Origin of the sequence: Salipiger sp. PrR007 (assembly GCF_010499845.1) — a bacterium.
GTDB classification, from domain to species: Bacteria; Pseudomonadota; Alphaproteobacteria; order Rhodobacterales; family Rhodobacteraceae; genus Salipiger; species Salipiger pacificus_A.
This window is the reverse complement of the sequence record NZ_JAAGOZ010000018.1, coordinates 44914-58985: the sequence shown is the minus strand read 5'-3', so window position 1 is coordinate 58985 and position 14072 is coordinate 44914. Positions and strand designations below refer to the sequence as shown.

Genomic DNA, 14072 nt, shown 5'->3' with positions numbered 1-14072 from the left:
GGTCACCCCATCGCGCAGGTCCTTTGAGCGATAGAGTTGACTTCTATGCCTCAGAAGTGGTCTAGATGTGAGTTATAGAAAGGATGTCTATAACTCATGGCTTGGAACTGGACGCTGCCTGATTGGCCGGATTTCCGGTATGACGCCTCCGCTCTGGAGCCGTTTGAGCAGACGTTCCTGCTGTCGTCCGGAGAAATCCTCGGCGCGGTCCATCATGTCAGCCAGCCGGAACGCGAGCAACTCCGCATCGAACTGCTCAGCGAGGAAGCGATGCAGACGAGCGCCATCGAGGGTGAAATCCTCGATCGGCTCAGTGTGCAATCTTCGCTGCGCCGCCATCTGGGCCTCGATCCGGACAGCTACCCTGCCAAACCGCGCGAACAGGGCGTCGCGGAAATGATGGTCGACGTCTATTCCAGTTTTGCAGAGCCGCTAACCCATGAGACACTGTACCGCTGGCATCGGATGCTCCTGTCCCATGACCGTCGGTTGGAAACCATTGGGGCCTACCGACAACACGCCGAGGCGATGCAAATCGTTTCCGGCCGCCTTGACCGGCCCACGATCCATTTCGAAGCGCCGGCCTCGGAGCGGGTCATGCCTGAGATGGAGCGATACGCGGATTGGTTCAACAAGACCGGGCCGGGGGGAGCAGAGCCGCTTCCAGCGCTGACGCGCGCAGGGCTAAGCCACCTCTATTTCGAGAGCATCCATCCCTTCGAAGACGGCAACGGCCGCTTGGGTCGCGCCCTCGCTGAAAAGTCGCTGGCGCAGAACATTGGCCAGCCGACCCTCATCTCGCTCGCCTTCACCATCGAGAAGGAGCGCAAGGGATACTACGATCAGCTTGAGCAGCATCAAAAAACGCTCGACGTGACCGATTGGCTCGTCTGGTTCGCAGAAGTTGTCTTGAAGGCCCAACAGGCAACACTCGACCGCGTCGGCTTCTTCATCAGCAAGGCACACTTCTACGATCGTCACAGAGACCACTTGAACGAACGCCAAGCCAAGGCCATCGCTCGAATATTTCGGGAAGGCCCTGGCGGTTTCAAAGGCGGCCTCAGCGCCGACAACTATCTCAAGATCACCGGAACCTCACGCGCAACCGCAACCCGCGATCTGCAGGACCTGGTCGAGAAAGGTGCGCTCAGCCGAACTGGAGATCGACGCCATACGAGGTACTGGTTGAACCTGAATCCGAAAATCATCACACAGGTCGCCCGACAATATCCATGAGTTTCGAATAGTCCGTAACCACATCATACTTAACCCTGTCAGGAGCAACACGCTCGCTGATCTCGTCGAAGAACTTTCGGGCGCACTCGATTTTCGTCTTCTCGATTTCGCGCAACTTCATCGATGACATCGTGCCCTTGGTCTCAGCAACGAAATAGATGTGCCGCACACTGCCAGCTTTGAAGGAAATTGCCCAATCTGGGTTATAGTCGCCGACCGGAGTTGGGATCAGGAAGCCACGCGGCAGCTTCGCGTAAACTACGACTTCGCTGCTTGTATCCAGCTCCTGCACGAACGCTTTTTCCACGTCGGAATCCGTGATCGCGTAGTCATAGACATGGTTCTTGAGCTTTGCCGTTGCCCGCGAGAAATCTTGGCCGGTCTGGTTGGCAGTGAAAATGTCTACGTCGTACCGCTCGTCGACTTCATCATAGGCTAGTCGCTCGATCACCATCGCCGCCTTCTGTTCAGCAAAGATACGCGACGCTTCGGCGATGAAGTGTTCGGGGTTCTTGGTGAATTGCTCGAAAACCGCTGGTTCGATTTGGCCTAGGATGGAAGCTGCCGTGTCTCGGGTTAGCTGGGCATTCTCGGCTACTTTGCCCACGAGGTCATACTTCACCAAGGAGTGGACCGAACCACCATGGCTGGTGGTCGTGTTCGTGACCTTGAAACCGTCACCGCTTCGCAGTTGGCCGTCGGTCAATCCGTCGTTTTGCACGCCGATTTGAACCGTGTACTGCAACGGGGTAACCCGCAACTGGCTGTCCAGCGCGCTGACGCATTTGCGGATCAACTCAACCGAGTCGAACTCGACCCGGTAGACCGCCTTCCGGTTGATACGCGCCCAAAGCTCCTGGAACTCCTTCTTCTCGAAGTTCGCATTCAGAGGATTGGTCTTTGGCTTACGACCATCATCGACCTTGGGCAATTGCGCATCGCTGAAGACGCTCTCGATGAGCTGGAAGACCTGCGCCGCGCACGGCTTTAAGTCGTCGGGTAGGTCGGCCAGTTTTCCCTCGGCCTTGGCCTCGTGATAGGCGTCCGCGATCTGGTCCGCATCATCCGTGTAGTCATTCTTCACCAGATAGCGGTAGATCTGCTTTGCCATGGCGGCAGTCACCTCAACCGTGCCCTCCTCGGTCGTGAGTGTCTTGCCCGTGAAGTACTCCTCGGTTGCCTGCCGCGGACGCGACGATAGGGTATCCGCGATCTCCTTCTGGAGCCCGGCCACGAAGTCCTTGTAGCTCTCGCTCGCGACGACGTTCAGCACGTTGATGTCATGCACCACTGCCGGGTGGTCCATCCTGTCCCCATGCTGGTCGACGCATAGCCGCAGGCCACGCCCCACTTCCTGGCGCCGGGAGATGGTGTTGTCGCTGTGCTTCAACATGCACATGACGAAAACATTCGGGTTGTCCCAGCCTTCGCGCAGCGCAGAGTGCGAGAAGATGAACCGTGTAGGTTCTTCGAAAGAGAGCAGACGCTCCTTCTTCTTCAAGATAAGATCATAGGCGTCCACATCCTGAGAAACGGCGACTTTTCGACCAGTTTCAGCGTCTTTCTCCTGCTTGATCGACCCATCGATGTCGCGGCCGGTCTTCTTGTCGATAGAGAAGTAGCCATTGTGGGTCTTGGCAGAGTCGATGCCGGCGAGATATTTCCGGTAAGCTTCATTGTCGATTGCGAGTTCGGACAGATACTCGGCCTTCAGCAATTCGTACTCTTCCTCAAAAACCCGGGCATATTCGCCTTTCTCATCGGCCTGACCGTAGTCCCGGTACTTAACCACCTCGTCGATGAAGAATAGCGACAGGACCTTGATGCCCTGCGCGAAAAGCTGCTTTTCCTTGTCCAGATGCGCTTTAATCGTCTCACGGATCTGGATGCGGCGGATGTCGCGCTCTGAGACGTCACCGTTCGCCTCGCCAGCCCTCAGCACTTCCCCGTTAGTGAATTCTACCGTGTCGTTCACAGCATCGATCTGGCTGATCGTGAAGCCGCGGTACTGATCCAACTCGCCAGACTCCACGAACAGGTCATCGCGGAACGAGAGTCGCCGCAGCTGGCGCTTGATCTCGCCCGACTTCAGCTTCACCTCCAGCTCGATCCGCGCCACGGGGGCTTTTTTCGAGATGTCGATGCCTTCGAGGTATAGGTACGCATTGGTGCCGGCGAGACCACGGGTCTGGATACCACGCACCGCGATCTTCTTCACCAGTTTCTGGTTGTAGGCGTCCAGCGCATCCAGCCGGTGAACGCGATTGTGCTGCGTGCGGTGGGTGGCCGAATAGCGCATGATGAACAGCGGCTTGAACTTCGGCAACGCCTCCATGGTCGCTGCGCCTTCCATCTTCTGCGGCTCGTCCAGGATCAGGATTGGCCGGTTCGAGGCGATCACATCGATGGGCTTGCGCGACTGGAAGTCGTCCAGCTCGTCGTAAATCCGCCGATTGTCAGCTCCGCGCGACGCAAACGCCTGGATGTTGATCACCATCACGTTGATCCCAGCGTCGGACGAAAAGCTCTCCAACTCGTGCAGGCGTTTGGAGTTGTAGATGAAGAACCGCGCCTTCTTGCCGTAGCTTTCGGTGAAGTGGTCCGCCGTGATCTGCAGCGACTTGTAGACCCCTTCGCGAATGGCGATCGAGGGCACCATGATGATGAACTTCGACCAGCCGTAGCGCTTGTTCATCTCGAAGATGGTCTTGATGTAGCAGTAGGTCTTGCCCGTGCCGGTTTCCATCTCGACATCGAGGTGAACACGTGTCGCGGCCAAGGCATCGCGCTTGTAGGTCGCGGCCACGGGGCCACGCTCGCCCCGCGCATTCTGGGTCGTGAATTCCGTCAGTGATTGCGAGACGGGCAGGTTCTGGCGTTGTTGGACCTTCTGGATATTTTCCAGGATCTGCGCGTCGGTCAGCGCAAAGTCGGCGTTCTTGAAGCCTTCGTATTCGGCTTCGGGCCTTATTTGCTGGCCCTTTTTTACCACACCTGGGTCGATGCGGAAAGTCAGGCCAGCGGTTATAGGCTGCCCGGCGAAGCAGTCGACCACGTCGTTGACGGCATTGGTCTGATAGGGCTGGACCTTGAACTTGAGTTTCATGGTCGGCCTCAGATCGCTTTGACTTCGGTGCTGGGCGAAAGCTGACGGAAGATCTGGGTCACGTTGATCTTCACCGCGTCCGAGACGAAGCCGTTGTCCCGGAAGACGACGCGCAGGGGCTCGTGGCCCGCCAGTTCCTTCACCAGATCCTCGGTGATGCCGCGGTCGAAGCAGGCGACAAGGGCGTTGTCGTCGACGAAGAATACGGACTTGCCCTGCACCGTCTCGCGGCGGATGGGCAGCGTCAGGTCCACGCCCCAATCGACCAGCACCTGGAACAGCAGGTCCTCGGCTGTGCGGCCGTCCTTCACGTTGTCTACCATGTCGAGCAGGTCGGACTGCTTCAGCTCGTCCGGGCGGTAATAGACGTCCTTCATGTTCGAACTGTCCACCTTGAGCACTCGGAAACCGACATCGCGGTTCCAGTTTGCATGGCAGTCGCCGTTAAGAACCTGCGCGCCAGCACGTCGGATACGCTCCCGACTGACTCCTGGGATCGTCTTGAACCCGGCCTTGAAGGCTTCTGACTTTTCGTCCGCCGCTTCATCAAGCTGGACCATGATGAATTTCCGGTTGCCGCCGTCTTTCGCGTTCTGAAGCATGACTGAATGCGCGGTGGTCGACGACCCTGCAAAGAAGTCGAGTATGATGTCTTCACCCTCGGTCATCATCTCGATGACCTCCTGCAGAACCAACTCATCCTTGGGGAAGTCAAAAAGGTCGCCTCCCATCAGAGCCCGCAAACGCTTCGATGCGGCGCGGCCGTCCTGATAGAAAACGCTATATGGCGTCTGAAATTCGCTGTCCTTAAGATACTTTTTCATGCAAGGGACCGAGTTCTCGTCATCCCCAAAGTGGACGCGTTCGTCCTTGATCCAATCGGCCATCTTTTTCGGGTCCGGCGTCATCCATCCCCGTGCAGGAACCTTCACGGGATTGCCGGTGGTAGGATGAAGAACCTCATATTTGGGCCCCCCGCCACCGGGCCACGAAATATCCGCAGCGAAGTACACTCCTCTGCGATCAACGTTACTGTAATGCTTGTGAGCCTTCGAAGGATTTCCGTCCGCGAGGTCGCGATACCATTCCTTTAGGCCGACGGTCATCGCCTTGTGGTCTCCGCCGTGCTGGCGTTTCAGCCGCTCATACTGCGCATAGATTTCGTCCAGACCCTTTTTGCGCTGCCGCCAAGTCACTCCGTTCTCGCGCAAGTATTCAGAATCGCGCGCATAGCAGACGATGTATTCGTGCGAGACCGACACCAGCCGCGAGTCGTTCTTGCGCCCAGCCGCCCAAACCATGTCGGCGACGAAATTCGACTGACCGAAAATCTCGTCCATGATCAGGCGCAACCGTGGCTGCTCGCCCTCATCGCATGACACGAAGATGGCCCCATCTCGCGTCAGCAGGTTTTTCGCCAACCGGAGGCGCGGGGCGATCATCGTCAGCCAGTTAGAGTGGAATCGGCCATTGCCTTCCGGGTTCGCGACAAGGCGCGCGCCTTCCTCGCTTCGTTCTCCCGAAGCAATTTCCTGTGTCACCTGATCCGAGGCAAAGCTGTCTCGATAGATGAAATCCTTGCCCGTGTTGTAGGGCGGGTCGACGTAGATCAGCTTGATCTGTCCGAGGTAAGTGTCCTGGATCAGCTTGAGAGCTTCGAGGTTGTCGCCCTCGATGAACAGGTTTTTCGTCGCATCGAATTGAAGGCTTTCACCTTGGACCGGCCGTACCGCCTTGTTGATCGGCGCGTTCGCAAGCGCCAAGGCGTCGCGCTTCCCCGGCCAGTCCAGCCGGTACCGCTCCTGCGGCCCTTCCACGATGTGGTCGCTCAACTCCTGACGCAGCTGATCGAAGTCCACCGCCAGACGCACCGCCCCCGTCGTCTCGTCCTGCGCCTCGGTTACGCAGCCGGGGAACAGGTCGCGGATCTTCGCGATATTGTCCTGGCTCAGGTCGGGGCTGTGCATCTTCAGCTTGTCCATGCTCTTCCTCTCAATCATTCGTCACGGCGGTTCCGGGGTGTGCCGCTGCCAGCCGCTCAAGTTGTTGTTTCGCCGCGCGCAGCTCGGCATTGATCGCCACGCGCTTGTTGAATTGCTTTTCGCGTCCCAGCCGCGCCGTAATCCGCTCGACCTCCCGCGTCTGCGCCTTGATCGCCTCTGCTTGTGCAATGCGCTCTTCCAGAGACAGGGGGCGCTCCGCCTCAGAAGGGGAAAGGGATGCCTGCGGCACCTCGCCAAACCCTGATGCGGCCCCGGGGATTAACCGAGCCGTCTGCCCTGCCACCAGCGGCTCCAGCAGCCGCTCGTACAGCGCTCCCATGTTCAGCGCCACAGGCAGCGGAGCGCGTGGCGCATCCTCGGGCAACCAGCCCCCTTGGAAATAGTCACCCAGCACCCAACGGGCACCGTCGGCCTCACTCGGCCGCTTGTAGGCCGCGGCCAGTTTGACGCGGCCGCCATGGGCCACCTCGAAGATCAGCGGAAAGGGGATGGCCTTGTCGATGGCGCGCAGCACGCTCGTTTCCAGCGTCGCGGTGCGCGCGGTGATGCGGAAGACCTGTATCTCGGCCACCTGCTTCGTCGCCGCCAGATTGACCGTTTCGGGCGCCAGCTTGTGCGACCAGGTGATCTGATCCACCTCGCGCACGAAGAGGTCCTTGAGGCCCGAATTCGCCCCGGCGTGCTCGTAGATCTTGTTCTTGGGGATCACGCGCCCGAAGGCGCTCGCGCGAGGCCAGTCGTAGAGGGTCATGAGCCGCCCCCTTCGATGACCAGGAAGGCGATCAGCTCGAAGTCGTCCAGCCCCTTGATGGTGTGGGTCAGCGCCGTGGTTCGCCCGCCGCTGAACAGGCTGTCGATATCCTTCTCTTCCTTCACCTCGATCATCGATCGGATCGCGCTGGAGAGCAGGTCGGAATAGCGGCCCATCTTGCGCCCGTCGTCGGTGCGTTCGTTGAAGATGCGACAGACATCGCGCATGGGCTCGATCCGCCCCTTGCAGCTGGATCGGATCAGGTCGAGCAGGCGCTTGACCTCGGTGTGGTCGGCGACGATCTGCCCGTCGTCGTCGATGTAGACCAGGTAGAAGGGGTGTAGCCGGTTCTGCTGGTTGACGTTCACACTGTCGTGGATGTTCTTCAGGGCGAAGATGACTCCGGGATGCAACCCCAACTCCGGTTGCGCCGGGACGACGGCGTGCATACCGAAGGGCACGTTGTCGAGCTCGCCATGCGCCTTGACGTAGTTGAGCAGGTCCATCCGAAAGTCGTTCAGCCCGAGATCGGTGATCGATATGCCGGCCTTCACGTCCTCGAGCTCGATGACCTCGTCCTGAAGCCGCTTGAGCTGTTCCTTGCGGTAGGCGATGTCACTCGACTTGGCCGTGAGCACGTTATCGTCGCCGGTAGCGGTGATGTCGGTGATCACCATCCGGTTTTCGACGCGCTCCTTGAGGTTGATGTATTCGTCGAGCGTGATGTCGGGCCAGTAGTTGACCAGCTGGATCTGGCTGTTGGGCGAGCCAATCCGGTCGATCCGACCAAAGCGCTGGATGATACGCACCGGATTCCAATGGATGTCGTAGTTAATCAGGAAGTCGCAGTCTTGCAGGTTCTGACCTTCGGAGATGCAGTCGGTGCCGATGAGAATGTCCAGCTCAGCCGGATCGTTTGGCATGACGATAGCTTTCTCTTTCGAGCGCGGAGAAAACAAGGTCAGGACGCTTTGGAAGTCGTATGACTTCTTGAGCGTGGTCTTGGGGGAGTCCGACCCGGTGACCTTACCGACATGCAGTTCGAGCTGGTGTGCGAAAGGCGCTAGGTTGTCGTAAAGGTAATTTGCGGTGTCAGCGAAAGCGGTGAAGATCAGCACTTTCCTGTTTCCAGGATTCAGAGGCTCATCAACCTTCTTTCTGATAAGGGCAAGCAGATGCTGGAGCTTGGCGTCGTCCGCCGGTTTGACCTTTTCCATTGATGCGATCAAGTCTTCGATCAGGACAAGGTCGGCAGCCAGATCGTGCTTCCAGGAGGGCAGGTCCATGTCTGCGAGACTTATCTGCACCTTCTTGCCGACAGTGAACTCATCGAGCCCCGAAAGATCATCGTCTTCCGGGTCGAAGTCACTCATCTCAGCAAGGTGGTCGCTTACACTCCCGCTGCGTCCCGTCTTTTCGAATTCTTCGATGGCATCGAGCGTGCGCGAAACATTCGCACCTAGAGACCGAAGCGTGAGACGAAACGCTGCAACCGAGCTCTCCAAGCGTTTCAGCAGGTTGGTCGTCATGAGGGCCTGAAGGCTGCGCTCGCGATCGGCCTGCCTCAGTTTGCCCCTACCGCCCTCGGTCTGTGTGTCATAGATTTCCTCATACTTCCGCAGTCGGCTCGGCAGTATGTAGCTGATAGGCGCATAGACTGCCAGCTTGAGTACCGAAAGCTGCGAGAAGATATCGTTGAAACCCATCACGTCGGTTCGTTCGGTGATTGGCCGATGATGTGAAAGAGGTTTGCGTCTCTGGGGAAACTTTCCGATGTCTTTTGTGTCGTAGAAAGTTTCGATGTGCTTCCGCGAACGGGCAATCGTGACGGCATCGAGAAGCTCGAAAAAGTCAAAGTCCAGCGACTTCAATATCGATGCGGCGGTCCTTTCCTCCGAAGGCAGAGCGGACCATTCGTTGAATGCGGTTTGGGCCCGTCGGAAAATCTCCTCAATGGTGGCCTGACTCTTTAGGCTTTTGCTGAGCGCCTCCGACTGCCCCTCGTATGCCAGTGCCAACTGGTTGCGGAGATCGGTGAACTTGTTATTCACCGGCGTCGCGGAAAGCATCAGGACCTTGGTCTTAACGCCCGCGCGGATGACCTTGTTCATGAGCTTTTGATACCGCGTCTCCCGGTCTTTGTAGACATCGTTGTTCCGGAAATTATGGGACTCGTCGATCACGACGAGATCGTAATTTCCCCAGTTCACGCGATTGAGGGGGATGCCAAAGGATTCCCCAGACGTCCGTGAGAGATCGGTATGGCACAGCACATCGTAATTGAACCTGTCCTTGGCAAAAATGTTTGTTGTCAGATTCGAATTATAGTTGCGCCAGTTATCTGCAAGCTTTTTGGGGCAAAGGACCAAGACTGAGCGATTCCGCAACTCATAGTATTTGACCACCGCCAAGGCAGTGAACGTCTTACCAAGGCCGACCGAGTCAGCGAGGATACAGCCGTTGTATGTCTCGAGCTTGTTGATGATGCCGGTCGCTGCATCTTTCTGATAGTTGAACAGCTTGTTCCAAACGAGGCTGTCCTGATAACCCGTAAGATCGTTCGGCAGAACATCTTCGTCGACTTCATCAAGGAAGTCTTGGAAAATGCTATATAGCATCGCGAAATAGACGCGCTCAGGAGAGTTCTCTTGATAGACGGACTCAATATGCTCGCAAATGGCAGAGGTTACGTCCTTCACCTTGTCCGGATCCGACCAGATCTGGTCGAAAAGTTGAAGGTACATCTTCGCATGCGCAGGGTCTTCAAAACGTGTGACGAAGTTTGAGACCGCATCGCCCTTTTGGTAACCCAAATCCACAGCGGTAAAGCCGCTGATGGGCATATATCCCACCTCTCCGTCAGAGCCTGCAACGTGCATGAACTGCTGCATCGGCGCCTTGCTCGTATTTGAGCGGAACCTTGCCTTCTTGCGGATCCAATCTGCACATTCGCGGGCTACAGCTCGCTGCGTTAGCTTGTTGCGAAGCTGGATCTCGAATTCTGTACCATAAAGGCCGCTTTCGCGCCGAGCCTTGGGGATGAAGAATTCCCGGCGCTCTTTCCGAAGGCGATCCGTAACCTCCGTCGGAACGAAAGTCGGAGCCGTAAAAATGAACTGCAGACTATCGATTTTCGATAGCTCAGATTTCAGCTCCTCGAATGCATAGATCGAAAAACACGATGCCGCGATCCGCAAGCGTGACCCGCGTTCGATGGAATCCTTCAGGTCATCCCCTAGCAGGCGCGATGTGTTATCAATAATTTGCATCGACAACCTCCCGGTTCAGAAGAACAATCTGCTGATCTTCGGGCTCCCTGGCGGATGGAGCAGTGTCGAGCCCAAGACGCTTGAGCGTGTAATAGAGCAGCGCGCGGCGCACCTTTATCTTCGCGCTGCCGCCACGCATCCCGTAGTCGAGGGCAATGACCTTAGCCTGCGTTTCTGACAGTTCGGGATGAGGAGCCACTTCAAGGACGACTTCTGAATTCCAGTCGAGATCATCATCGGCCGATGTCCCGCTTTCGCGTGAGCCACGAATCTCAATCATCCGGGAGAGAAGGAAATCCTTGAAACACTCGTCGGTTAGACAAAACGCGCGGGCGTGCCAGCGAAATCCATCGAAGGCAATCGCGTGAGGCGCAATCCAACGCCACCGCGGATCTGGGCTGGAAAGGGACTGGTATCGTATCTCTATCTCTTCGGATCGCCTGATCGCTCCCACAACGGACCGAAGCGTCACGGGGTCAACACCACGGACCGGCGTCGGCGCAGAGGCAAAGGACGGAAGATTAGCGATCCAGGAGTCTTCACGGTCAAGAATGTTTTCGGCCACGGACCGTAGCTGAGCTAAATAGCGACTGGCATCAGGTTCCAGAAATTGTGGTTGGAATGCACTGCCTCGCACATAAGTCCGCGCACTCTTGTCGTAGACCATGTTCGCCGGAGCAAAGCCGATGTAGCGATTCAGGTCAGTGGACGCTTGGTTGACCGAGACACCGAACTGATCCATGAGGTCACTCCGGTTTACATGCCCCTCCCAGAACAAGCGGAACTCTATGAACTCGAGACGTTGCTCGACTCCCCATCGAAGTTCTGACCTGTCGTTATCCACCCTGGCCTCCCGGTATCCCAATGCGCATTGTAACTATGCGCGCCCATTTTCTGGGCCTGCGACAACTTTAGGGAGTGACACCGAGATTATCAATCGAATTTCAAGACGTTGCCTTGGAAGTCGACCATTCAGGCGTAGATACCCCAGGGACTGGTCTTGGACTATCAAAGCCCAAAGGATCAGCTAGCTCGAACGCAAGTATCCTCGGCGATGCTTCGTCGCTGCGAGCTTCAGTAGGGCGGTCACAGCATGCCCCTCGTCCGGGTGCTGTTCGATTAGCATCTGCCCTCGAAACCCGATACGGCCCCATTCCCGCACAAGGCATGCGCCGCCAAACAGGTCCGGCTGAACGCTCATTCGATAGAAGCGGCGCATGTTGAGAGACGGGTCGATCCGCTTGAGATCGACCGTTGTCGGGAACACTTCCATTTGCTGCGATATGTCGAACATGTTGTTGGCGCCTCTCTCCAGACCACAATATCAAGCGCTCTTCGACGTTTCCACAATGTTCTGTCCCGGATTGAAGTCGGGGGCTCACGCCCCCTTCTCGAACTTCATGACCGGGATGCCAAGCTTCTTGGCCTTGTCGGCGAGGTTTTCCTGGATACCGGTTCCGGGGAAGACAAGGACCCCGACCGGGAGCACATCCAGCATCGCGTCGTTGCGCTTGAAGGGCGCGGCCTTGGCGTGCTTGGTCCAGTCGGGCTTGAAGGCCACCTGCGTCACGCCCCGGGCTTCGGCCCATTTGGCGGCGATGAGCTCTGCGCCCTTCGGGCTGCCGCCGTGCAGGAGGACCATGTCGGGATACTTGGTCCGGACCTGGTCGAGCTTGCCCCAGATCAGGCGGTGATCGTTGAAATCGGTCCCGCCGGTGAGGGCGACCTTGGGGCCTGCGGGAAGCATTACCTCGGTCTCGGCGCGGCGCTTGGCGACCAGGAAGTCGCGGCTGTCGATCAGGGCGGCGGTCATGTGCTGGCGGTTCACGATTGATCCGGTGCGGGGGCGCCAGGTCGATCCCGTATGATGGACGAACTCGGTGGCGGCGTGATCGCGCATCATGTCCATGCAGTTGCGCCGTTCGACGAGGGTCAGGCCTTCAGCCGTCAGGCGCTCGAGTTCGACGGATTTCACCTCGGAGCCGTCCTGCTCGCGCTGGAGGCGGCGCTGCGCCTGCTCGTTCTCATCGAGTGACCGCTCGATCCGTGCCGTGGCGCGGTGGAAGAGGTTGACCTGGCCCCAGAGCACTTCTTCGAGATCGGGTTCCATGCGGGTGTCTTCCAGGGTCGCGACGAGGGCGTCGAAGATGTCGGCGACGGCGACGGCGAGGCGCTGTCCATCGGGCATCGGGCGCGGATCGGGCTCGTCAAAGGGGCGATAGCCGTAGAGCTGGAGCTCGTCGAGCGCATGGGCGGTCTGGGATGCGCTATGGGCGGGTTCATACGCGTCGTCGTGGGTGTGGATCGTCATCGGTTTCTTGCCTCCGGGCCTGTCTCGTCCGCGCGTCATCCCGCGCGGCCTTCATGGGCAGACCCGAGCCGTCGGGGCGGTTGCCCCTTCACCCCGGCTTCACCGGGGCCGGAACAGCGTGGAGGAGGTCGGCAGGGATGCTATTTGTCTCGCGATGCAAAGGCGGCTTTGCCGCCGGCGGAAATAGGTTCCCTGCCGACCTTGCAGGGGCAACCGCATTGACGGCCTGCCCATCTCTTGAAGGCCGCGCAGGGCTGACGGGTGGATGCGCAAGGCCCGGGATGGGGTGAGAACGACGATCCAGAGCCACGACTGGGATGCCGCCCCCTGCCCCGCACTTCCAGACCCCCTGCGCGATGCAGCTCAGCCCAATAGGCGATGCCGATCCTCTGGCCCGATCTGACCTGCCAGATGCTGGCGCAGCGCGTCCTTGCCGTTCGCCCGAAGATCATCGTTGAAATCCCCGAGCCGCGGTTCCAGCACCCGCACGCGCACCCCGACCTCGGAGGCTCTGGCGCTCAACTTCTCTGCCGCGCGCTGCCCGGCCGGATCGCGATCGATCGCGATGTAGAGGCGCTTCAGCCCCTCTGGCAGCAGGACCGCCCCGAGGTGACCCGAAGAGAGCGCCGCCCAGACGGGCAGACCTGGGATTGCCTCGGACAGGGACAGCATGGTCTCGATGCCTTCGCCGATGACGAGGATGTCATCCTGCGGGGTCAGCCTGACAGCATTGCCGAGGAGGTGACCCATAGCCCGACGCTCTGGATTCACTGCCGCCTTCCCCTGCCCGTCAGCTGCCAACCAGGTGCGATGCACGCCCTGCACGGCCCCTGCCCCATCGGTAACCGCCGCGATCATCGCCGGTCTGGGGATGCTCCGGGTCTGCCCCTCTTCCCGATGCCAGCACTTCGGGTGGAAGCGTAAGGCGCCGTTCGCCCCGAATTGGGTGATGCCTCGGGAACGGAGGTAGGTCTCCGCAAGCGTGCCTGTGATCGGGTTCGAGGCAGCAAACAAGCGCGCCGCCGCCGCAGGAGTGCCACCGGGCGCCTTGGCCTTCCTAGGCTCTTGCCTATCCGGGACGACCGGCTGCGGACGGCCAAGATGCGCTCGGGCCTCGGCGAGAAGGTCGGGGAAGCGCGTGATCCCCGTCCGGGAGCGGATGATGTCCAGGAGATCGCCATGCTCGCCTGTGGCCCCATCCGTAAACTTGCCCGCTGCCCCTGGTCCCGACGCAGGGCCCGTCAAACGCACGAAGAGCGAGCGGCCGGGGTTGTTCTGCAGATCGCCGACGATCCAGTAGGATCCTTCCCGCCGTCCGGCGGGAAGGTAGGCACGACAGACGCCTTCGGCATTTTCTGCCAGATCGCGCACGAGGTCTTCGGTCTCGGAATACATG

Annotated in this window: 9 protein-coding genes; 1 reads left to right on the top strand and 8 read right to left on the bottom strand. The window is 58.8% G+C overall.

The genetic code is table 11. The features are described 5' to 3' along the window. Nucleotides 1–96 precede the first annotated feature (96 nt). Nucleotides 97–1236 (top strand): Fic family protein, encoded by a 1140-nt coding sequence (locus G0Q01_RS08765; RefSeq protein ID WP_089849758.1) that lies wholly within the window; start codon nucleotides 97–99, stop codon nucleotides 1234–1236. Here G0Q01_RS08765 and G0Q01_RS08760 read toward each other — a convergent pair. From G0Q01_RS08760 to G0Q01_RS08725, 8 genes are all read right to left on the bottom strand, one after another. Next, nucleotides 1208–4342, bottom strand: coding sequence for a type III restriction-modification system endonuclease (locus G0Q01_RS08760; RefSeq protein WP_089849760.1), 3135 nt, complete (start codon nucleotides 4340–4342; stop codon nucleotides 1208–1210). The genes G0Q01_RS08765 and G0Q01_RS08760 overlap by 29 nt on opposite strands. Before the next feature lie 8 nt (nucleotides 4343–4350). Beyond that, on the bottom strand, nucleotides 4351–6324 hold the full coding sequence (locus G0Q01_RS08755) for a site-specific DNA-methyltransferase (RefSeq protein ID WP_089849762.1): 1974 nt from the start codon (nucleotides 6322–6324) through the stop codon (nucleotides 4351–4353). A 10-nt stretch (nucleotides 6325–6334) separates the two neighbouring features. Further along, on the bottom strand, nucleotides 6335–7096 hold the full coding sequence (locus G0Q01_RS08750) for a DUF4391 domain-containing protein (protein ID WP_089849764.1): 762 nt from the start codon (nucleotides 7094–7096) through the stop codon (nucleotides 6335–6337). After that, entirely contained in the window at nucleotides 7093–10365 is a 3273-nt protein-coding gene (locus G0Q01_RS08745) for a helicase-related protein (protein ID WP_089849768.1), read from the bottom strand. Before G0Q01_RS08745 ends, G0Q01_RS08750 begins: the two co-directional genes overlap by 4 nt. Next, nucleotides 10352–11209 (bottom strand): WYL domain-containing protein, encoded by an 858-nt coding sequence (locus G0Q01_RS08740; RefSeq protein WP_089849828.1) that lies wholly within the window; start codon nucleotides 11207–11209, stop codon nucleotides 10352–10354. The genes G0Q01_RS08745 and G0Q01_RS08740 overlap by 14 nt, the downstream gene beginning before the upstream one ends. 183 nt (nucleotides 11210–11392) lie before the next feature. After that, on the bottom strand, nucleotides 11393–11659 hold the full coding sequence (locus G0Q01_RS08735) for a WGR domain-containing protein (protein ID WP_074855038.1): 267 nt from the start codon (nucleotides 11657–11659) through the stop codon (nucleotides 11393–11395). 84 nt (nucleotides 11660–11743) lie between these two features. Further along, complete coding sequence (locus G0Q01_RS08730) at nucleotides 11744–12676, bottom strand: DUF2493 domain-containing protein (protein ID WP_089849772.1); 933 nt, start codon at nucleotides 12674–12676, stop codon at nucleotides 11744–11746. A 363-nt stretch (nucleotides 12677–13039) separates the two neighbouring features. Continuing rightward, nucleotides 13040–14071: a toprim domain-containing protein gene (locus G0Q01_RS08725; protein ID WP_089849774.1), complete on the bottom strand. Its 1032-nt coding sequence runs from the start codon at nucleotides 14069–14071 to the stop codon at nucleotides 13040–13042. Nucleotide 14072 lies beyond the last annotated feature (1 nt).